The sequence below is a fragment of the Nitrospira moscoviensis genome (assembly GCF_001273775.1).
Classification (GTDB): domain Bacteria; phylum Nitrospirota; class Nitrospiria; order Nitrospirales; family Nitrospiraceae; genus Nitrospira_D; species Nitrospira_D moscoviensis.
Map to the genome: position 1 here is coordinate 1,967,030 of NZ_CP011801.1, position 19,264 is coordinate 1,986,293.

Sequence of the window (19,264 nt, forward strand, 5' to 3'; positions counted from 1 at the left end):
AATAACTGGTCGCGAGGGTTCAACCCTCCTCATCCCTCTCGCGTGTTCCGAGTGCCCGGAGCTGAGCCGGGAGGAGCCACCACCGGAGAAGGCCGCCACCCGGCTTCACGTCGTTCGGAATATGGATGCAGCCGGCTCCTGATTTTTTCATCGCAAACCCCGGCGCCGCTTGTCCGCACAACAGGAGCCCGGCAACCAGCCCCAGTAAAGGCTCATGTCCCACGCAGGCCAAGACTGAGTCGCTTGGATAAGCGCGGAGCATGGCGACGATCCGCTCCGGCGTCGAGCCGACCGCCAGTTCTTCCCTGACCTCCACCGGGACCGAGCGACAGAGGACGTCCTGGATGATGGCGGCCGTCTCTTTCGCCCTGGTCAAGGGGCTGGTCAGCAGATGGGTCGGCGCGAGCCGAAGCGCGACGAGGCCGCGGGCCGCTTGGCGCGCTTGATGAATGCCCTTCTCCGTCAGCGGACGCAGCGATTCTGAGCCGGTCCATTCCTCCGGTTCCACCGCAATGCCGTGGCGAATGAGGATGCAGTCCATCGGCGGGCCTCGCTTCAGAAAAATAGCATAAGACGGCGCATACCGGTGAGAGGTTCAGCGTGCGGATCAGGAGCGGAGGTCTGTGATCAGGCCGAGAGGCGGAGCGAGGGAGCCTGCCTCATCAGCCGGTACCCGCTGCCCGGGATGCCGGCGATCGGGTGCCGGCCGTTCATGTCGCCGGCGAGCTTGCCGTTGAGCGACATGATCGCCTGATCCAACGCCCGGTCGTGCGAGAGCCCGTCTTCTCCCCACAAGGCGGCGCGCAACTCTTCCCGGGGAACCACCTTGCCGGCGGCTCGCGCCAGACGGGTCAAAATCATCCATTCCGCTGTGCTGAGAATCGCCCGGAGGCCGCGGAACGATACGACGTACTGCGTCTCTTCGAGCACCAGGTCATCGGCCATCCCTTCGTCGCCCATCGGCGCCGCGGCCGCGATGCGGCGCAACACCGCTTTCACGCGCGCCACCAGCTCACGGCCGGCGTAGGGTTTCGCGATCACGTCGTCGGCGCCCGCCTCCAGGGCCGCGACCCGGTGGTCTTCGGACGTCATCGCGCTCATCACGATGATCCCCATGGATTTGGTCTGAGGATCGGTGCGGAGCCGGGCGCAGATTTCTTTGCCGCTCATGCCCGGCGGAAGCAGATCGAGCATGACCAACGCCGGTTTCAGCCGCCTAATATCCTGAATACCGGTCGGGCCGTCACAGGCGACGTTGGTCCGGAAGGACGCTTTGCGGAGGAGCTGATCGATGGCGCGGGCCTGCTCTTGCCCCTCTTCGATGATTTGGATGAGCTCCAGACCCACGCCGACACACTCCTGCACGACTGTATCGGCTGTCGAAAGAAAATCTTGAGGTCCGCGGCGCGAAGAATAATGAGCGTCACGTTTGCGGACGCCCGCGAGGATGGTGAGCGGGGCCGTGTCCCGTGAGCCGACTTGTCCAGCGGCCTGCTAGTGCTTCAACAGGTCTTGCCACGACTTGAACATACCGCCGACCCAGGAGGAATCGCCGGCGGCGGATTTCTTTCCCGGAACCGATCGCCGAGAGCTGAGCTGCTCGATCCGGCCGGCCACGTCCCGATAGCCGGGATCTTCCCTCCTGATCCACCGATACGCCTCGAGGGTTTCAGCAATCCGTCCCAACGATTCCAGCGTGCGGCCCAGCACATAGAGAATCTGGACCGTTTCTCTGGACGATCTCGCGGAACAATGTAGAGCCTGACGAAAGGCGGCGATCGCATCATCGTTGCGCCCCACCGATTTGAAACACAGCCCGATGTTGGCATGGGCCTTGAGAGCCAAGGCCGGATCGCAGGCGGCCGCCTGGAACTGTTCGATGGCGGCCTTGTACAAGCCCGCCTTTTTCAAGGCGAGACCACGTTCGTAGCGTTCCGCCGGATCGATCGCCCGTCCACTGACCTCAGGCGTGATCCCGTCAATCTCAATGTCATGCTGATTTTCACGCATGTGCGCCCTCTGACCCAATAGGATAGCATCATTTTTCCTATGGTCGAGGAATTCACCCTTACCTCCGCGAAACTATTGAGCACTCAAATCGCCCTTCCGATTTCGATGGGAATCACATAAGAACGCTCGAAGGATTGCGATGGCCGGCCCTCTGCGGGTAGGATGAGGGCCCACGATGACGACGATGTCAGCCGCACAGCTCCGGCGCCTCGGTCTGGCTGCCTGCCTCGCGGTGGGCGGTTTTCTGATCGCCCATGCGCTGAATGCCTTTGTCGCCGATGCGCTGCATCTCCCGCCGGATCGCGTGGGGGCGCCGGCCGCGGGCGACGTCGGGCTGCCGGTGTCCTATCAGCCGAAGCAGGCGGCCGAGGATATCCGGGCGAGCGGCTTGTTTGTGCTCCCCGCCGCTCCCCAAGGAGGCGCGGCGCAGGGAGGACCGTCCGGCGCCGGACCGGCCGTGCGCGCCTCGATCGGCGCGGCGGGGAAGATCCGGATGATCGGCGTGGTCTTCAACGAGCAGCGCGGCATCTTCGCGATCGTCGAAGAGCTGTCGAGCAAGAAGCAGGCGCTCTATCGGCTGCATGAGGAAATCCCCGACGTAGGCGAGGTCAGCGAAATTCACCCCGGCAGTATGGTCGTTCGGCAAGGAGATCAGGAGGAGTTGCTCACGCTGGCCGTGACCGAGAAACCTCCCGCGCCGGCCGGCCCGGCCGCGGCCGGATCCCCGCCCGTTCCGGCGCAGGGCTCGCCGCTGCGCAAAGTGATCGATCGTCGCGAAGTCGAGCAAGCGATGAGCGATTTGCCGAAACTGCTCACGCAAGCGCGGGCCGTGCCGAACATGGTGAACGGCGCGCTGAACGGGTTCCGCATCGACTATGTCGCGCCGGCGAGTTTTTACGAGAAGATCGGCATCCTCGCCGGCGACGTGCTGCAGCGCGTCAACGGCGTCGACATTCGCGACCCCACCACCATGCTGAATCTCCTTCAGCAGCTGAAAAATGAACGCATGGTGAAGTTGGACATGGTCCGCAACAATCAGAAGTCCACCGTGACCTACGAGCTTCGATGAGGGATGCGGTCTCCGCCGCATCGCCGGACCTCCGCTTCAGCTAACATCGCGCTAATCGGATCGAAACATAAAGTTTATATTGAACCTTGTTGAGAAGGGCCCAGGCGGCACTTATCCTTGCCTCCGGCCAAGGTCTAAGAGTATGTTGAACCAGGTTCCGGGGCTTTCCCCAGGCGCTCCAGGAGCGGCGCCTTCCACCGACGCGCCTGCATCCATCGAAGGACTCATGACGGTCTCCAACGACAATCAGACCGAGCCGGGATACGGCCGGCCCCTGCTCGGGCGCATCCTGGGCGACAAATTCAATCTGCTGGATTCCAAGCTGGAGGAGGCCCTCGCGTACCAACGCGAAAAGGGAGGCCGCCTGGGGGAGGCGCTGCTCCACCTGCGGCTCTTGCGCGAAGAAGAGCTGCTGGAGGGGTTGGCGCTGCAGTTCGAGTTGCCCTGGATGCCGCAGTTGGAGACGGCCAACGTCGACCATGAATTGATCAAGAAGGTGCCGATCGCCTTCGCGCGGCGCTATCGGGTCCTGCCCCTGCGCCAGGAGGAAGGAGCCATCATCGTCGCCGCGACCGATCCCTTGGAGACCGTGGCCCTCGACGACCTCCGCCTGCTGCTCGGCAAGCCGATCAGACCCGTCCTCACCACCGGCGTCGCCCTCCTGGCCTGCTTGAACCGGGTGTACGACGAGGTCGCGAGCCCCGCCGGCGCCGAACAGGTGATGGAAGACATCGCGGCCAACCGAAATCTCGACGAGCTCGCGCACGAACTCGACGAGCCGCAAGATCTGCTCGACGCCACCGACGAGGCGCCGATCATCAGGTTGGTGAACAGCGTCCTGTTCCAGGCGGTGCGCCAGCGGGCGAGCGACATCCACTTCGAGTCGTTCGAGCGCGGCTTGGTGGTCCGCTACCGCATCGACGGGGTGTTGTACCCGGTGCTGACGCCGCCGAAACATCTGCAGGCCAGCATCATCGCCCGATTGAAGATCATGGCGGGGCTCAACATCGCGGAAAAACGGTTGCCCCAGGACGGCCGGTTCGCCATCCGCACGGCGGGCAAGGACGTCGATCTCCGCGTGTCCGTGCTGCCCACGTCGCACGGCGAGCGCGTCGTGCTCCGCCTGCTGGAAAAGGAAAACCGCCTGTTGAACCTGAACGAAATGGGTTTCACCGGCGAGCGGCTGTCGGCGATCCACCAGCTGATCCAATTGGCCCACGGCATCATCCTCGTCACCGGCCCGACGGGCAGCGGCAAGACGACGACGCTGTACGCGGCGCTGAGCCAGATCAACGCGCCGGACAAAAACATCATCACCGTCGAGGATCCGGTCGAGTATCAGTTGCTCGGCATCGGCCAGATGCAGGTCAATCCGAAGATCAATCTGTCGTTCGCCGCGGGGCTGCGCTCGATTTTGCGCCAGGACCCGGACGTGATCATGATCGGCGAAATCCGCGATCGGGAGACGGCGGAAATCGCCATTCATGCATCGCTCACCGGCCACCTGGTGTTTTCCACCCTGCACACGAACGACGCGGCCAGCGCCGCCACCCGGCTGATCGACATGGGCATCGAGCCGTTCCTGGTGGCGTCCTCGGTCGTGGCCGTGCTGGCGCAGCGGCTGCTCCGCAAGATCTGTCCCGACTGCAAGAAGCCCTATACCCCGAGCGCGGAGGAGTTGAGCCGCCTGGACCTGCCGCCCACGTCCGCCGTGACCCTGTACCGCGGAGCCGGCTGCGCGGCCTGTTCGCAAACCGGTTATCGCGGGCGCACCGGGATCTTCGAACTGTTGATCCTCGACGACGAGGTCCGGCGTCTGATCGGCGCCAAGGCGGATTCCTCGGCGATCAAACAGGCGGCCATCGCCAAGGGCATGGTGACGTTGAAGCAGGAAGGGGCGGAAAAAGTCATCCAGGGCCAGACGACCCTGGAAGAAGTCATGCGCATCACGCAGCAGGAGATCGAGATTTAATCTTATGCCGGTCTATCAGTATCGCGGCTATCGGACCGACGGCGGCGCGGCGACGGGAATCGTCGACGCCGAGAACGTCAAGGTCGCGCGGCTCAAGCTCCGCAAGGACGGCGTCTTCCCCACCGACGTGGTGGAGCAGGGCCAAGGGGCGCGGCGCCAGGAGGCCGGTCGCACCTATGCGCCCCCGCCGCCGGGCCGGGCGTCGCTCACCGCACACGACCTGGCGCTGATGACCAGGCAGTTCGCCACGCTGCTCGTGGCCGGCTTGCCGCTCGTCGAGGCGCTCGGGGTCTTGGTGGACCAGGCGGAGAAGAAGGCGGTGAAAGGGTTGTTCGCCGACATCCGGGAACAGATCCGGGGCGGCAAATCGTTGAGCGCGGCGCTGGACACGCATGGAAAGGACTTTTCCCCCATCTATATCCATATGGTGCGGGCGGGCGAAGCGAGCGGCGCGCTGGATCAAATCCTCTTCCGCCTGGCGGAGTTTCTGGAAAAGCAGCTTGCGCTGAAAAACAAGGTCACCAACGCCATCCTGTATCCCGCGCTCATGTTGATCGTGGGGGTGGCGGTGCTGTTCTTTTTGATGACCTTCGTCGTGCCGAAGATCACGGCGGTCTTCGCGAGCATGAAGCAGGCCCTGCCCTGGCCTACGGTCGTGCTGATGTCGGCCAGCAGGTTTTTCGCGGATTATTGGATGCTGCTGATCGGCCTCGTCGTCGCCGGCATCGTGGCCGTGCGGCGCCTGACCGGGACCGAGGCCGGCCGCATGGCGGCGGACCGCTTGGTGTTGCGGCTCCCGCTGATCGGCGACGTCGCGCGCATGGTGTCCATCTCGCGCTTGAGCAGCACGCTGGCCACGATGCTGGCGAGCGGCGTGCAGCTCCTCGACGCCATGGACGTCTCCAAGCGCGTGATGAACAATCGCGTGCTGGAAGAAGCGGTGGAAGGCGCCCGCCAGAACATCCGGGAAGGGGAAACGATCGCCGACCCGTTGAAGCGCAGCGGGGAATTTCCCGCGCTGGTCACCCATATGATCGCCGTCGGCGAGCGCAGCGGCGAGATGGAAGAGATGCTGCGCCGCGTGAGCCAGATCTACGACGGCGAGGTGGAGCGTGTGATCACCCGGCTGACGTCGCTGCTGGAGCCGATCATGATCTTGGTGATGGGCGTGATCGTCTTTTTCATCGTGGTGGCGATTCTGCTGCCCATCTTCGAGATGGGCCAGATGGTGCGGTGAAACGCGTGATGAGTGATCGGTGATGAGTGATGAGCGCTGAAAACAATGGGAGGTTTCTATGAGTGCGAGAGTGGCGGCGGTGAAGGCATGGGTGTGGTGGAGCGAGGGGCGCAGGCCTCTCCGCGCATCACGCATCACGCATCACCCATCACTGGGCCGCGCATCACTGAGTTCGCAGGGTTTCACGTTCATCGAAATCATGGTGGTCGTCGCCATCCTGGCGATCCTGGCCGCCTTGGTCGTGCCGCGCATCATGGGGCGGACAGACGACGCCAAACGCACCGCCGCCAAGGTGCAGATCCGCAACATCGAAGGCGCGCTGCAGCTCTACAAGCTCGACAACGGCGTCTATCCGTCCACGGAGCAGGGCCTCAAGGCGTTGATCGAAAAGCCTTCGGTCGGCGTCATCCCGAAGAAATGGAAGCTCGGCGGCTACCTCCAGAAGCTGCCCGAAGATCCCTGGGGCAATCCCTACAAGTACCTGAGCCCCAGTCAGAGAGGCGACTACGAGATCATGTCGCTGGGCACCGACGGGGAAGTCGGCGGCGAAGGAGTCAACGCCGACATCACGAATTGGAATCTGGATAAGGACTGAGGTAGTCATCGGTCATTGGTCATCGGTCAATGGGTTGGAAAGGTAAAAGAATGGCTTGCCCTGAGCAAGGTCGAAGGGGCATCGGTCATCGGGGACAGGCGACGTCTACGTTGCACCTGCCGCCTGTCACTTGTCACCCGTCACTCATCACGCATCACTCTTCACTCGGCTGCGGCGGCTTCACCCTGCTGGAGATGATCTTCGTGCTGTTTCTGCTGAGCGGCGTCTTGCTGCTCGTCATGCCGCGGATCGTCACGGGCGACAGCCTGGCCTCGACCGGGCGGCAGCTGATCGGCGTGCTGAGAAATCTCCAGAGCTTCGCGATCGGCCTGCAGAAGCCGGTCAAGCTCTACGTCGATCTCGACAAGGGGACCTATTGGGTCATGATCATCGAGGGCACGGAAGAAAAGATTCCATTGCGGACGCAGTGGGCCGATCGGCGATCGTTGCCTGAGTCGATTCGATTTGCCGACGTGGCCGTCGGCCCCGCGAGGCGGATGTCCGGCCGCATCGATCTGTCGATTTTTCCCAACGGCCGCATCGACCCGCTGACGCTTCATTTGACGGACCAGAGCAACAATCTGCTCGGCATCGCGGTGGAATCGGTGACCGGCGCCATCCGGACCAGCGACGAGCGCATCGAACCGCCCCGCACTCAAGCGATTCCCGAACGCCTGAAAACGCTGCTGCAACCGGCCCAAGGGCCCTCGCCGGCCGCGCTGGGAATCCGGTTTCAATAGGACGGATGAACGGAGTCTCTTCCATACCGGCCGGCGACGAACAGGGCTTTACCCTGCTGGAAGTGTTGCTCGCCATCGGTCTGCTGGCGATCGCCCTGCCCGTCCTACTGGGGCTCAGGAATTTCGACTTGGACCTGCAGGCCAAGGCGGCGGAGTTGACGAAGGCCACGTTGTTGGCGCAGGAAAAATTGCTGGAGACCGAGATGCTGGGCGTCTATCCCATCGGCGAAATCACGGGAGATTTCCAGACCCCGCCGCTCGGCGTGCAGAGCGCGGTCGCCCAGGACCGGGCGATCGAATACAAGGGCTATAAATGGAAGCGGACGATCTCCCCGACGCCCCTTGAATTGATCCGGGAAGTCCGCGTCCAGATCTCCTGGCCCCGCGGCGAGTTCGAGGACACGCTGGAAGTGAGCACGTATGTCTTCGCCGGCCTCACGTTTTAGCAGGCTGTTGAAAATGACCTCCGGCTTCGTTCTCACGTCGCTCCGGTCGTCAACGTACCCCAGAGGGTACGCCTCCTCCCGTCGCTCGTTGCGGCCTTGCCGGACGGCCATTTTGAACAGCCTGCGAGACGCACATGCGTCAGAATCCGGGTTCACGCTCGTCGAGGTGCTCGTGGCGCTGGCGCTGTTGGCGACGATCGGCGCGATCGTCTTCGGCTCGCTCGTCACGACCACCCGCGTCGTGGATGCGGGGCGCGAGCATGCCGGCAAGGAGCAAATGGTCCGGCGCATTTTTCGTTTGATGGCCGATGAGCTGTTGGTCAGCCGCAGTGTGCAGCAATTCCCGTGGGTCGGCGTCAACAGCATGCAGGACGGGCAGCCGGCCGACACGGTCGCCTTTCTCGCCCTGTCGGACGGACTCGGCCGTTCGACGGGCGCCGAAAGCGAAACCAACCGGGTGATCTACACCAGGGAGCGCGACCGGCTCCTGCGGGTGACGCGCAAAAACGTGTACGGGCTCACCGACGAATCGGTCGAGCAGATCGAGTTGGCCAATCAGGTGAAATCGTTCAACGTGCGCTACTACGACGCGCTCAGCCGGGTCTGGACGGACGAGTGGAACAGTCCGCCCCCGAAATTGCCCAAAGCGGTCCTGTTCGAGATCACGTTCCAGCCGCCGGACGCCGATCCCTGGACGGTGCGCGAGTGGGTCACGATCGGAGCCAGCTGATGGCCTTCACCGCCGCCTGGACCGGGCCGTCAAAGGAGATCGCCGCGTGGATCGTCGCGGGGCTGGTCGTGGTCGGTCTCTCGCTCCTGGCGACGTTTCCCTACGACGCCCTGCATGCCCGCATCCTGGGGGAAGCGCGCCGTGTCACCGGCATGGACGTGCGGGTGGCCGACTGGGCCGTCGGCGTGCCGCTCGGGCTGGAATGGCGGAACGTCACCCTATCGAAGCCGCCCTGGGAGCCCATTCAACTGGCCGCTCTGGATGCGCGCATCGGTCTCCTCAAGCTGCTGACCGGTGGCGTGGGCCTCGATCTCGTCGTCCGGCTGGACGAAGGGTCCGGCAGCAGCGGCTTCGCCAAAGGTGCGCTGACTGCGTCCTCGTGGTCGTTCACCGGGCCGGTGTCCGTGAAAGGCGAGTTTCGGCAGGTGGATCTGTCGAAGCTGCTGCAGCGCTACGTGCGCCACGGCCTGCTGTCGGGAGAGTTCACCCATCGCGTGAACAATGGGCAGGTCTCGGCCGGATCCCTGCAGGGAGACGGAACATGGAGAGCCACGATTAAGGATCTGACGGTGGACCAGATTCCGGCCGGCAACGGCCGCACCTTTTCACTCACCTTCAGCAGCCTGTCCGCGGGGCTCGCGTGCAAGGATCTGGTCTGCACGGTGACCGAGCTGAAGGGCGATGGACTCGATGGGTCGTTTACGGGAGAGGGAACAGTGACGCTGCAACAGCCGGTGCACGACAGCCAGCTGGCCTTGACCGTCACGGTGGTGCCCGGCGCAGGGTTCGCATCAAAGGCGACGTCCATCGGACTCCCGCCCCTGCCCCCCGGCACGCCGATGACCGTGAAAGTCGCCGGGACGCTGGCGCAGGCGAGAATCGCATTGTAAAGTACCCGTTCCCAAGCGCATCATTCACCATCTATGGCCATTGTCACTGAATGTGTCGGGTTGGACGTGGGGCAGACGGGCTTGAAGGCCGTCCGCTTCCGTCGGCGTTTGAGCGGGCGGGAGACGATCGATTACTTCCAGCATCCCATGCCCTTCGCCAGGCCGGAAGATCTGGAGCCCGCCCGGCGCGTCCGATCGCTCCGCGGCTTTCTCTGGCAGCACGGGCTCTACGCCACCGACCGGTTGGTGACCGCGATTCCCTGCCAGGATCTCTTCGTCCGGACGCTCTCGTTCCCTTTCAAGGATGCCGCCAAGCTGGCGCAGGTCGTGCCGTTCGAGGTCGAGAACCTGGTGCCGATGCCGCTGGAGGACTTGGCGATCGGCAGCCTCGTCTTGCCGCCGGGACAGACCGGAGAGGGCGCCTCCCGCCAAAGCAAGAATTCGGACGTATTGGTGACGGCCGCGCCGAAGGACAAGGTCGCCGAGCATCTGCGGTTTCTCGCGCAGGCGGATGTCGAGCCGAGCGCGATCAACGTCGATGCCATGGCCCTGTTTTCGGTCACGCAATATTTGCGGGAAGAGGGCGCGCAGGTGCCGCACGATCTCGCCATCATCGACGTGGGGGCCTCGAAGACCACGCTCTGTCTCGTCCGCGAGGGCCGTCCGGTGGTGCTGCGGACGATTCTGTGGGGCGGCAACCATCTGACGCACGCCCTCGCCGTCCGGCAAGCCTGCAGTTTCGCCGAAGCCGAGCGGCGCAAGCGCACCATGGCGGTCCAACAGGTGGAAGCCTGGCTCGAGCCGCTGCTCAAAGAGCTGCGCGTGACGCTGCATGCGTATGAGGGAGCCGAGCGTGGGCGCCTCACGCACTGCTGGGTGTCCGGAGGCGGTTCGAAATTGCGGGAAATCGGGACCTACGTCGCGCGCCACTTGGGCCTCTATCCCGTCGGGCCGCGCCAGGGATTCGGAGGAAACAGCCCCCGGGCCTTTTCAGTCGCGTTCGGGCTGGCGATCCACCCGAAGATCGTGCGCCCGCGCTGGCGCTTCAAACCCTCCCCCGACGGCCTGGCGCTGGATCTGAAGAGCGTCACCGACGCCGCCGCGCCGAAGGGCGCCGTATCGAAGGCCGATCGCCGGCTTGCCATCGGTGCGGCGCTGGTCATCGGCGTCCTGGCCCTGGTCGACGTGTCCGTGCATTGGACGCTGAACGATCGGCGCGTGACGCAGCTCAAGCGCGCGCTGCAGCAGCAGTACGAGCAGGTGTTCGGCTCGAGCGCCGCGCCGGGCGACGAGCTGGACCAGGCGCGCGTCCGTCTGGAGACGGTGAACAAGGCGCTCGCGCAGGTGGACAGCTCGCAGGGCAGCGCGCTCGCCACGCTCGCGACCTTCGTAAAGCACCTGCCGCCCGGCCTAGCGGTGAAAGTGCGCGAGCTGACCCTCGACGGCACCATCATCTTGATCGAGGGCGAAACCAGCTCCTTCGACGCGGTGGAAAAAATCAAACAGACGTTCGCGTCTGCGTCCCCGTTCCAGGACGTCGCGGTCACCGAAACGCGCGTCGGCGCGGCGCCGAATCAGGTGGTCTTTCGCATGACGGTGACGGTGAAGCCATGACCCACGCCCTGCGCGAGCGCTGGCGCCATCTCTCGTCCCGGGAGCGGGGAATTCTGCTCGTCGGCGGCCTCGTGGTCGGGCTCAGCCTCCTGTTCCTCCTCCTCGTGGATCCCCTGCTGGCGACGTTCGATCGTCTGGAGCGGCAGGCCACCAGAAAACAGAAGGACATGGTGGAGCTGGCGGCGCTGGGCCAGGAATATGCCAAGAAACGGGCGCGGCTCGAAAAAGTGGAAAGCCGCATGCCGCCGCAGGACAGCCAGTTTTCCCTCCTCACCTTCATGGAGGAGGCGGCGACGAGCGCGCGCGTGCGCGAGCGGATCACGGGCATGCAGCCGCAGGCCCAGACCCTGGCGCAGGGCTACCAGGAGAACGCGGTCGATCTGCGGCTCGAAGGCGTGGCGCTGCCGGACTTGCTCGCGCTGCTCGTGGCGATCAACCAGGCTCCGTACGATCTGCACGTCCGCCATCTGCAAATCCGCCCGAAATACGACAACCCCGCCAACTTGGACGCCACGCTCCGGGTGTTGAGCTATGCCAAAGGCTGACGAACGGGGCGTCGCCCTGCTCATGGCCCTGCTGGTCCTGGCGCTGCTCGTCGCGCTCATCCTGGAATTCGACGCCGAAGCCCGGCGCGAATACCGCGAGGCGGCGGCGTTCCGCGATACCTTCAAGGCCCGCATGCTGACGCGTGCGGCGGTGCAGGCGGCGCGGGCGGTGCTGCAGCAGGACTTCTTTCGCGACCGGCAACTCGGCGTGGCGTACGACGGCCCGACCGACATTTGGGCCTTGCCCATCAAGAATTACGCCATCGGCGACGGCCTGCTGAGCGCGCAGATCGAAGACGAACAGGGCAAGCTGAACATCAACGACTTTGCCGCGACGGCCGGCAACGACGCGGACAAACTGAAAAAAATTCAGCGGATGAAACGGCTGTTCGAGCTGCTGCAGTTGGGCCCCGACCTGGTCGATGCGATGGTGGATTGGGTGGATCAAGACGATCGGCCCGAACCGGCCGGCGCGGAAAGCCTGTACTACCAGTCGCAAAAACCGCCCTACCGGGCCGCGAACGTGCCTTTGGAGACGTTGGGCGATCTGCGGCTGGTCAAGGGCTTCACGCCGGAGATCATCGACAAACTGTCGCGCTACGTGACCGTGTATCCCGACGCCGGCCAGATTCCGGTGAACCTCAATACCGCCGATCCGCTCGTCATCCAGTCGTTGGACCCGCGGATCACCCAGACCATGGCGATGGAAATCGTGCAGGGCCGGCCGTACAAGACCAAAGTCGATCTCGACCGGGTCGGCAGTTTTCAGCAGATCGGACAGGCGATGCGGAGCGACTACGAGATCAGATCCGATTACTTCCTGGCCCGGCTGATGATTACAGTGAATGAAACCACCAAATCGGCCGTGGCGGTGCTGCGGCGCGATCGGAATCGGGGCGAAAGCAGCGTCCTCTATCTCCGCCTGTCTTAGCCGGCCGTTCTTCGGTCAAGCCACGAAATCTGACCATCGTAAAAAGTTAACAGTCCCGTAACAGCTCCGTCACCCTATCGATACATCGTCTCTCTAGATTTCCCTACCGAGAACGTTTCGGATAGCCGGCACAGCCGGACGCCGAGATGATAATCGGACGGGCGAGGGTGTAAAAGGGAGGCACAAGTGGTGGCAATGAAGAGACGGACAAGTGCGAGTGCGAGTTGCGTCGCGTTGTGGTGTTTATTTGGGATGGCTTTTGTGGTGGCATCGGCAACGGCGTGGGCGCAAGAAGGAGCCAGAGCGCCTGTCACCGGCTTGCCCATGCCTCCGGCAGGCCCCCCCCGGCGGGCCGCCTCCCGTCGCTATCGGACCGCCCTCTCAGATTCAACAGGCCCAGCCCAGCCCGTTGGAAGACATCCTCCTCGAACGGGGCGTCATCACGACGGACGACTGGATCAGGATCAAGGCCGAAGAGGAAAAGAGAGCCGAGCTGGCGGGCGCCGAGATCGGCATCTTGAGCAGCCCTCGGTGGTACGAGCGCATCCGCGTCATGGGGTATATCCAAACCCGGTATGCGCTCCTCGATAATCCGATGATGGACATTCCGCTCAGCGATCGTCTGGCGACCACTGATCCGAATACCTTCTACATCCGGCGTATTCGGATGGTGTTTATGGGACAAATCTCCGATCGCCTCGCCTTCTACTTCCAGCCGGCCTATGAAGGGACCCAACAGGCGCTGTCGAATCTCGAAGTCGTCGACGCCTTTGCCGATTTCTTTATTACCAAGGACAAGGAACATCGCATTCGCTTCGGGCAACAGCGTGTCCTGAATTCTTTCGACACGTTGCGATCCAGCAGCAACCGGCTGGAGCTTGATCGCCATGAATCGATCCAGAGCGGCGCCCCCGGAGAGCGGGACCTCGGCGTTGCCTACTACTGGTCCCCCAAGATCTCGCAGCTTCGATACGCGCAGTTGGCCACCTATCACAACGGCCCCGGCGACTATGGCGATTTCGGAATCATGGTTTACAACGGCCAGACGAGAAACAGGCCCGAGTTGAATTACGACAAGCACGTGTCACTTCGTTTAGCGCACCCGTTCGAGCTGCCGGACGGGCGGCTTCTCGAAACCGGCCTGTTTGCCTATCGAGGACAGTTTGTGGTCGATCCAGGCACGCGGTCCCGCTGTCCCGTCGCGCTCCACGTGCAGGATGGTGGGACGACCGGATGTCAAGTGCTTGACGAGCGGTTGACCTGGTATCTCTGGACCCCGCCCCAGCCCTCCTGGGGACTGTTGGCGGAATACACGGTGGGACGGGGACCCGAGCGGGATTCCCAGGGCTTTATCAGGGAATCGGCTCTTTACGGTGGCTATGTTCAGCCCTATTACACCTGGCGTACTCTCCCTATAGGGCTACTCACAACGTATGTGAGATACGGCGAGTACTACGGAGGGATTAAGACCATCAACGGCGTCAACGGGCGGTCTACGACAATCAATTTGGGACTCGTGTGGGAACCGGACACCCATTGGCGCTTCGTCGCCGAATGGGAATACAAGGAGGGGCTGCACTCCTCTCTCATTCGACCCGGCGTGCCGTTGACCAGTACGGTTCCTCAGGCGGAATTCACCGGCAACCTCTTCCGCTTCCAAGCGCAATGGTTCTGGAACTGATTGAAGGCTGGGAAGCTTATCGGCTTCGTGAAGGGCGCGGGAGCAAGGCCGTGTTGATCACGACGACCTTGCCTGGGTCCGAATATTCCCACGTCCATGTTCCGGGAACCCCGTGGACCTCCGCTTCTTTCGGGACGAAGCCGACGGTGTAGCCGGCCCGTCTCAACGGAAGGAGCGGATCGTCCACGGGATCCATCTCGTAGGCCGGAATGCCGAGTGCCATCGCGTCGGCCGGGATCTGGCGAGAATTGGCTAGGATGACATACACCTCATCGCCACGTACAAAGATCCCGCCCGTCGTGAAGGCCAGGCCTACCGTCTGGTCGGACACCCGACGGTAGAACGTCACGAGTTCGTCCGGCTTCGCTTGGGCAAGCGCCTTGGCAATCGGAGCGGCCAAGGCCCAAACCTCCTCGGATGTGAACGCCGGACGCTCCTCCGCCTCGCCGGAAAAGAGCCGATGAATCGCCTCGCGATCGCTCCGTACCCGGACGCCGGAGAGAATCGCGACCATCTGGTCCCGAGTGAGGCCGGCCGGATGGCTATGACCCGATTTCGCTCTCTGGTCGATCCTCAGCTGCACGACGGTGCGCGAGTCTTGGTGCACGGTCCGTGGTGCTGGAGCGCTGGCGCAGCCGGCCAGCAGGGAGAGCAGAAGAGGCACGACGGCGAAGCGTATCCGCAGCATTACGTCATGTGGCACGATCAGGCCTCCTCGTGACAGGATGCGGTCGAACAATCGACCGCGCGAACGGTCAGGGACGGCAATGATAACCTTCGCGTTGGAAAAGCAAAAGCGCGTCCGGCCATCGGCCGGACGCGCTTGCTGACCTGTCTGCCGCTCTTACCGACGGTCGTTCTTGACCCGCGCCGTGAGTGAGACGCCGACCAAGAGATCGCGATTCTTGGCCACCATGGCCTCCGTCAACGGGAAGAAACCGCTCCTGGCCGCAATTTCCTGCCCTTCACGGCTGTTCACGAAGCGCAAGAAGCTTAGTATCGCGGGATCGATCGGCTGCTTCTGGCCCGCGGCCACATACAGGTACAGCGGCCGGCTCAGCGGATACGCGCCGGAGGTCACGCTGTCCTGCGTCGGAAGCACGAACGGAGCCCCTTCCGATTCGGCGATCGGCACCATCCGGGCTAAGGACGTCTGAACGCCGGTACCCGCGTACCCGATCCCGAGCGGGTCTCGTGCGATGGCAAGAATTTCCGAAGCCGTCCCCGCCTGCTCACGAATCTCATTTTTCAATTCGCCGCCTTGGAGGACTGCGCGGACGAAAAACTCCCTGGTGCCGGATTCTTTGTTCCGACCGTAGAGATGGATGGCTTGATTCTCCCAGCCGGATCGCTTCATAACCTGTCCCCATGTTGTGATATCAGCCTGGGCGCCGCGCTTGCGACTCGTTCCGAACATCGCATCCAGTTGCGCCAGGGTCAGGCCTTCAATCGGATTGTCGGCATGGACGAAGAGCGTCACGGCCCCCATGGCGACCGGGATGCCGATGGGCGCGAATCCATGGTGGGAGCGAAAGGCCGCCGTTTCGGCATCGGTCAGCTCCCGGGATGCCGCCAGCAATTGCGCCGCCGCCCCGCCTCCGTGCCCTTCCCTGGCCTTATCCCCTCGTCGCTGGAGTGAGATCCCCATGGCGAACTCACGGATCGCGGCGCTGGAACCGGTGCCTTCTACCGTGAAGCTGACCGACGGATGCAGCCGCATGAACTCGGCCGCGAGTTTCGTCATCATCGATTTCATCGTTTCCGACCCTGCGATCGTCACAGAGCCGCTCACATTCGGCTGAGCTTCGTAGGATTCGATTGCCTGCGCCACGACCGGCCTGGAGTCCCCAGGCGGCACAGTCTCCGCCCGCCCGGTGACGGCCGTGGTTATACAGGCGACGGACAACGCAAGGATCACGGTCCAATGAGTGCGCAGGATCGGTAAATTTATCTCCACAAACTCCTCCTCTGAGATAGGGAACAGCGTCTGGACAAAGAGACTAGACGTGAGACATTGCAGCCGGGTGACGGCCTTGTTACAGAATTGTTAACTTTTTATTGATGCGCCGTAACCGGCACAGAGTCGCTAAGCGGCGTAGTGGCGGGAGAACAGCGTGTAATCGAAGCGATGCCGGCGCAAGACGATACGGCCGCTGCGGGCCAGCCGGTCGACCGCGTGAAAAATTTGATTCCAGCTGTAGCGGGGCATGAGCGACACGAGGACATCCAAGTTCAGAACGGTGTGCTCGTCGAGGCGCATAACGATCTCCTGCTCCAGCGCCTCGGCCGCGTGGTGTAAGGACAGGGGTTTGGCTTCACAGACATTCGGCATAAGCCCTCCTTCAGCCCCGGCTTGATGGGTGAACCGCCGTCGGCGATGATCGAAGAACATAGCGCTTCATGGCGCCCTCCTGGCTAAAACTCGTCGATCGAGACAGGGTGGAGCAGATCCCGCACGGAAAGAATGCCGACGATCCTGCCGCGCCGAAACACCGCGAGGTGTCTCGTGCCGTGTTGCTCCATCAGGTCCGCCGCTTCGGTGATCGGCCGCTGTTCGTCGATTCCCACCACCGGACTGCTCATGATGTCTTCGACTGGAATGAAGTACGGGACACGGTCGGTTCCCACCACTTTACGGACGATATCGGGCTCCGTCACGATGCCGACGATGTCGTCGTCCCGTTTCACCAGCACGCTGCCGATCTTGTGCGCCTTCATGAGCTTGGCCGCGTCGATGGCGGACGTGCCCGCGTCAAGCTGGACGATGTGTCGGGTCATGATCTGGCCGACGGTCACCATATGGACCTCCCCTGTGCGTGTGGCGGTGCAGTTTGGGCGAATCGAATATACGGTTGCGATCGACCGTCCGCGCTGCGAGCCCGTAAGAGCGGATAGACGGTCTTGTGACGCAGGCCGAGCAAGGTTCTCACGGCGTACAGGAGGGGCACGCCGAGTGCGGATCCCAGGAGACCGACGCTGAGCCAGTCGGCGAACGTCATGGGCCCACTCTATCCCGGCCGTATTCCGGCCGTATAAACGGACCGTTAATTCTGAGTTAATCGAGAGGATTCTGACGAGGAGCGAAGGTCGGCGGTGAGGGCGATCGAATGTGGGGCTGCCCCCTACGGCAAGGTGCCGCTAGGCTCAGTCTTTTTCGACCAGCCGCCAGCCTTCGCGCTGTACGCACCGTTCGGTCGCGTTGAGAATCATGAGCTGGCTGCCCTGCTGGAGCTTGGGGTCGCGCAGCACGAGCGTCTGGCAGCGGTTGTAGTCGGTGGTGAATTCGGAAGACGGCTTGGTGGGATGAACCCAGTCGGTGGAGGCGCACGCAGTAAGCAAGTCGAGCATGAGGGCGACGACGGCGGAGAGGATGAGGTTCATAGAGCCGTTCTCCCGGGTGATGTGGTGCGAGAAGATAGACGGAGGCGAGGGAAGAGTCAAGGAGTGAAGTCCGGTTTGTTTGGTTTCTCTGGTTTGTTTCGTTTGTTTGGTTCAACCAGACAAACAAGACAAACCAAATAAACCAAATAACATCTTTCAGTCTAGCTGCACTGCAAACCGCACTTCGTTGCCGCGGTCGTTGTACGAGAGACCGGGGAAGAACGACTGGGCGAGGAAAATACCGCGTCCGTTGATGTCCTGAGGCCGGCAGCCGTCTTGCGACCGGTTCAGGATGCTCCGCCACTTGAATCCCTTGCCCTCGTCGGCGATGTGATACTCCAGCAGTTTTTTGGCGCGGTCGAAGCGCACGTGAATCGTGACCAGGCGATCCTTCAAGTGCGGTTGGGACAGCCGCTGCGAGAGCAGCTCGTCATAGCGCTGCTCGGCGAGCGCCTGCTGCTTCTCCTGATAAAACACCTCCAGATTGCCGTGCTCCATCGCGTTGAACAGCAGCTCCGACAGGGTGCCCCGCAGATGGAGCCGTTGGATCTCCGGCAACGTCGCGGCGGTGGTGTTGATCAACCAGGACACGATGCCCGGAATGTGGGCCGGGTTGGATCCGGCGGTGAGGGTATACTCGCACCACTGCACGCCGGGCGTTTCGGCGAGGGTCGCCGGCACGTGTCGCCTGGCCCGCTGGAGCGCGTGCGCCAGCTCCTCCACGCCGACCGGCTTGTGCAGCACATCCACCGCCCCCGCACGCAGCGCTTGCAGGATCGTGCGCTCGGACGGTTGCTCCGCCATGAGAATGAGCGGGCAGACGCGATGGCGGGCGCGCAGCGCCGCCGCCAGATCTATCCCGCGTCCTGCGGGGAGGAACAAGTCGACGATCACGATATCGGGCGCCGTGAGATCGATCATTGCGAGGGCCGCCTCTGGGTCGGCCGCGGTGATGATCGAGCAGCCGCGCCCATGCAAGTGCTCATGGATTCGGGCCTGCGTGTCGGCGCAGGGATCCACGACCAGCACCGTGCAGGAGGGGCGCACGCTCGTCATGCCGCCTCTCCTGCGAGGAACCCGCGCAGCGCGGCCAGCAGCTGAGGCAATTCCGCCTCCAGCCGGGCATACACGGCGCGCGCCGCCGCGATATGGCCGCTCTTGCCCAGTGCCTCCAGTTCTTTCGTCGTGTCGAGAGCGGCGGGGGCGCAAAACTGCAAGAGCGCGCCTTTTAAGCGGTGGGCGGCGCAGGCCAGCGCTGCGCCGTCGCCCGAAGCCAGCGCGGCCTGCACCTGCGCCAAGTCCTGCGGGCCTTGCTCGACGAACAATTCGACCATGGTGCGGAAGACCTCCAGATCATGGTCCACCCGGGACAAGGCGTCGTCGAGATGAAAGACCGCCGATCGAGTCATGCCTCACCGTGCAA

The 19,264-nt window shown here is 63.3% G+C and carries 22 protein-coding genes; 12 read left to right on the top strand and 10 right to left on the bottom strand.

The genetic code is table 11. The features are described from left to right. Window positions 1–19: 19 nt before the first annotated feature. From NITMOv2_RS09695 to NITMOv2_RS09705, 3 genes are all read right to left on the bottom strand, one after another. Window positions 20–541 (bottom strand): SixA phosphatase family protein, encoded by a 522-nt coding sequence (locus NITMOv2_RS09695; RefSeq protein ID WP_053379674.1) that lies wholly within the window; start codon window positions 539–541, stop codon window positions 20–22. A gap of 86 nt (window positions 542–627) precedes the next feature. After that, a complete protein-coding gene (locus NITMOv2_RS09700; RefSeq protein WP_053379675.1) occupies window positions 628–1,347 on the bottom strand; it encodes a response regulator transcription factor in 720 nt (239 codons plus the stop codon). A 147-nt stretch (window positions 1,348–1,494) separates the two neighbouring features. Then, a complete protein-coding gene (locus tag NITMOv2_RS09705; protein ID WP_053379676.1) occupies window positions 1,495–2,010 on the bottom strand; it encodes a tetratricopeptide repeat protein in 516 nt (171 codons plus the stop codon). 175 nt (window positions 2,011–2,185) lie between these two features. Here NITMOv2_RS09705 and NITMOv2_RS09710 point away from each other — a divergent pair, with 175 nt between their 5' ends. The 12 genes from NITMOv2_RS09710 to NITMOv2_RS09765 all read left to right on the top strand — a co-directional run bounded on the left by NITMOv2_RS09710 (window position 2,186) and on the right by NITMOv2_RS09765 (window position 14,460). Then, the gene (locus NITMOv2_RS09710; protein ID WP_053379677.1) at window positions 2,186–3,079 is read left to right on the top strand and encodes a PDZ domain-containing protein; all 894 of its coding nucleotides are present in this window, start codon (window positions 2,186–2,188) and stop codon (window positions 3,077–3,079) included. A gap of 226 nt (window positions 3,080–3,305) precedes the next feature. Then, a complete protein-coding gene (gspE, locus tag NITMOv2_RS09715; protein ID WP_053379678.1) occupies window positions 3,306–5,051 on the top strand; it encodes a type II secretion system ATPase GspE in 1,746 nt (581 codons plus the stop codon). 4 nt (window positions 5,052–5,055) lie between these two features. Beyond that, window positions 5,056–6,288, top strand: a complete 1,233-nt coding sequence (gene gspF / locus NITMOv2_RS09720) for a type II secretion system inner membrane protein GspF (RefSeq protein ID WP_053379679.1) — start codon at window positions 5,056–5,058, stop codon at window positions 6,286–6,288. Window positions 6,289–6,346: 58 nt separating this feature from the next. Continuing rightward, window positions 6,347–6,883, top strand: a complete 537-nt coding sequence (gene gspG, locus NITMOv2_RS09725) for a type II secretion system major pseudopilin GspG (RefSeq protein WP_145976259.1) — start codon at window positions 6,347–6,349, stop codon at window positions 6,881–6,883. Between the two features lie 110 nt (window positions 6,884–6,993). Next, the gene (locus NITMOv2_RS09730; RefSeq protein ID WP_145976260.1) at window positions 6,994–7,623 is read left to right on the top strand and encodes a hypothetical protein; all 630 of its coding nucleotides are present in this window, start codon (window positions 6,994–6,996) and stop codon (window positions 7,621–7,623) included. Between the two features lie 5 nt (window positions 7,624–7,628). Then, a complete protein-coding gene (locus tag NITMOv2_RS09735; protein WP_053379681.1) occupies window positions 7,629–8,069 on the top strand; it encodes a prepilin-type N-terminal cleavage/methylation domain-containing protein in 441 nt (146 codons plus the stop codon). Between the two features lie 112 nt (window positions 8,070–8,181). Continuing rightward, complete coding sequence (locus tag NITMOv2_RS09740) at window positions 8,182–8,799, top strand: PulJ/GspJ family protein (protein ID WP_053379682.1); 618 nt, start codon at window positions 8,182–8,184, stop codon at window positions 8,797–8,799. Then, window positions 8,799–9,689, top strand: coding sequence for a type II secretion system protein GspN (gene gspN / locus NITMOv2_RS09745; protein WP_053379683.1), 891 nt, complete (start codon window positions 8,799–8,801; stop codon window positions 9,687–9,689). The genes NITMOv2_RS09740 and gspN overlap by 1 nt, the downstream gene beginning before the upstream one ends. A gap of 33 nt (window positions 9,690–9,722) precedes the next feature. Then, complete coding sequence (gene pilM / locus NITMOv2_RS09750; RefSeq protein ID WP_053379684.1) at window positions 9,723–11,303, top strand: pilus assembly protein PilM; 1,581 nt, start codon at window positions 9,723–9,725, stop codon at window positions 11,301–11,303. Then, the gene (gene gspM, locus NITMOv2_RS09755; protein WP_053379685.1) at window positions 11,300–11,848 is read left to right on the top strand and encodes a type II secretion system protein GspM; all 549 of its coding nucleotides are present in this window, start codon (window positions 11,300–11,302) and stop codon (window positions 11,846–11,848) included. Before pilM ends, gspM begins: the two co-directional genes overlap by 4 nt. Continuing rightward, complete coding sequence (gspK, locus tag NITMOv2_RS09760) at window positions 11,835–12,779, top strand: type II secretion system minor pseudopilin GspK (protein WP_053379686.1); 945 nt, start codon at window positions 11,835–11,837, stop codon at window positions 12,777–12,779. The genes gspM and gspK overlap by 14 nt, the downstream gene beginning before the upstream one ends. A 409-nt stretch (window positions 12,780–13,188) precedes the next feature. Next, window positions 13,189–14,460, top strand: coding sequence for a porin (locus tag NITMOv2_RS09765; protein ID WP_053379687.1), 1,272 nt, complete (start codon window positions 13,189–13,191; stop codon window positions 14,458–14,460). A 16-nt stretch (window positions 14,461–14,476) separates the two neighbouring features. On the opposite strand, the gene NITMOv2_RS09770 is transcribed toward NITMOv2_RS09765, so the two are convergent. From NITMOv2_RS09770 to NITMOv2_RS09800, 7 genes are all read right to left on the bottom strand, one after another. After that, entirely contained in the window at window positions 14,477–15,163 is a 687-nt protein-coding gene (locus NITMOv2_RS09770) for a hypothetical protein (protein WP_145976261.1), read from the bottom strand. Window positions 15,164–15,304: 141 nt separating this feature from the next. After that, entirely contained in the window at window positions 15,305–16,417 is a 1,113-nt protein-coding gene (locus NITMOv2_RS09775) for a PstS family phosphate ABC transporter substrate-binding protein (RefSeq protein ID WP_187299420.1), read from the bottom strand. Between the two features lie 129 nt (window positions 16,418–16,546). Continuing rightward, window positions 16,547–16,792, bottom strand: a complete 246-nt coding sequence (locus NITMOv2_RS09780; RefSeq protein WP_145976262.1) for a hypothetical protein — start codon at window positions 16,790–16,792, stop codon at window positions 16,547–16,549. 83 nt (window positions 16,793–16,875) lie between these two features. Continuing rightward, window positions 16,876–17,259 carry a CBS domain-containing protein gene (locus NITMOv2_RS09785; RefSeq protein ID WP_053379691.1) on the bottom strand — a complete coding sequence of 128 codons (384 nt, stop codon included), beginning with the start codon at window positions 17,257–17,259 and terminating at the stop codon, window positions 16,876–16,878. A 345-nt stretch (window positions 17,260–17,604) separates the two neighbouring features. Next, complete coding sequence (locus tag NITMOv2_RS09790; RefSeq protein ID WP_053379692.1) at window positions 17,605–17,841, bottom strand: hypothetical protein; 237 nt, start codon at window positions 17,839–17,841, stop codon at window positions 17,605–17,607. A 156-nt stretch (window positions 17,842–17,997) separates the two neighbouring features. Then, window positions 17,998–18,897 (bottom strand): response regulator, encoded by a 900-nt coding sequence (locus tag NITMOv2_RS09795; protein ID WP_053379693.1) that lies wholly within the window; start codon window positions 18,895–18,897, stop codon window positions 17,998–18,000. Next, window positions 18,894–19,250 (bottom strand): Hpt domain-containing protein, encoded by a 357-nt coding sequence (locus tag NITMOv2_RS09800; RefSeq protein WP_053379694.1) that lies wholly within the window; start codon window positions 19,248–19,250, stop codon window positions 18,894–18,896. Before NITMOv2_RS09800 ends, NITMOv2_RS09795 begins: the two co-directional genes overlap by 4 nt. Window positions 19,251–19,264 lie beyond the last annotated feature (14 nt).

Bases quoted from the DNA above. Each gene is read 5' to 3' on its own strand.
- gspK (WP_053379686.1), top strand. From the start codon at position 11,835: ATGCCAAAGGCTGACGAACGGGGCGTCGCCCTGCTCATGGCCCTGCTG.
- gspE (WP_053379678.1), top strand. From the start codon at position 3,306: ATGACGGTCTCCAACGACAATCAGACCGAGCCGGGATACGGCCGGCCC.
- NITMOv2_RS09795 (WP_053379693.1), bottom strand. From the start codon at position 18,897: ATGACGAGCGTGCGCCCCTCCTGCACGGTGCTGGTCGTGGATCCCTGC.
- NITMOv2_RS09785 (WP_053379691.1), bottom strand. From the start codon at position 17,259: ATGGTGACCGTCGGCCAGATCATGACCCGACACATCGTCCAGCTTGAC.
- NITMOv2_RS09780 (WP_145976262.1), bottom strand. From the start codon at position 16,792: ATGCCGAATGTCTGTGAAGCCAAACCCCTGTCCTTACACCACGCGGCC.
- gspF (WP_053379679.1), top strand. From the start codon at position 5,056: ATGCCGGTCTATCAGTATCGCGGCTATCGGACCGACGGCGGCGCGGCG.
- gspN (WP_053379683.1), top strand. From the start codon at position 8,799: ATGGCCTTCACCGCCGCCTGGACCGGGCCGTCAAAGGAGATCGCCGCG.
- NITMOv2_RS09710 (WP_053379677.1), top strand. From the start codon at position 2,186: ATGACGACGATGTCAGCCGCACAGCTCCGGCGCCTCGGTCTGGCTGCC.
- gspG (WP_145976259.1), top strand. From the start codon at position 6,347: ATGAGTGCGAGAGTGGCGGCGGTGAAGGCATGGGTGTGGTGGAGCGAG.
- NITMOv2_RS09705 (WP_053379676.1), bottom strand. From the start codon at position 2,010: ATGCGTGAAAATCAGCATGACATTGAGATTGACGGGATCACGCCTGAG.
- NITMOv2_RS09695 (WP_053379674.1), bottom strand. From the start codon at position 541: ATGGACTGCATCCTCATTCGCCACGGCATTGCGGTGGAACCGGAGGAA.
- pilM (WP_053379684.1), top strand. From the start codon at position 9,723: ATGGCCATTGTCACTGAATGTGTCGGGTTGGACGTGGGGCAGACGGGC.
- NITMOv2_RS09790 (WP_053379692.1), bottom strand. From the start codon at position 17,841: ATGAACCTCATCCTCTCCGCCGTCGTCGCCCTCATGCTCGACTTGCTT.
- NITMOv2_RS09800 (WP_053379694.1), bottom strand. From the start codon at position 19,250: ATGACTCGATCGGCGGTCTTTCATCTCGACGACGCCTTGTCCCGGGTG.
- NITMOv2_RS09735 (WP_053379681.1), top strand. From the start codon at position 7,629: ATGAACGGAGTCTCTTCCATACCGGCCGGCGACGAACAGGGCTTTACC.
- gspM (WP_053379685.1), top strand. From the start codon at position 11,300: ATGACCCACGCCCTGCGCGAGCGCTGGCGCCATCTCTCGTCCCGGGAG.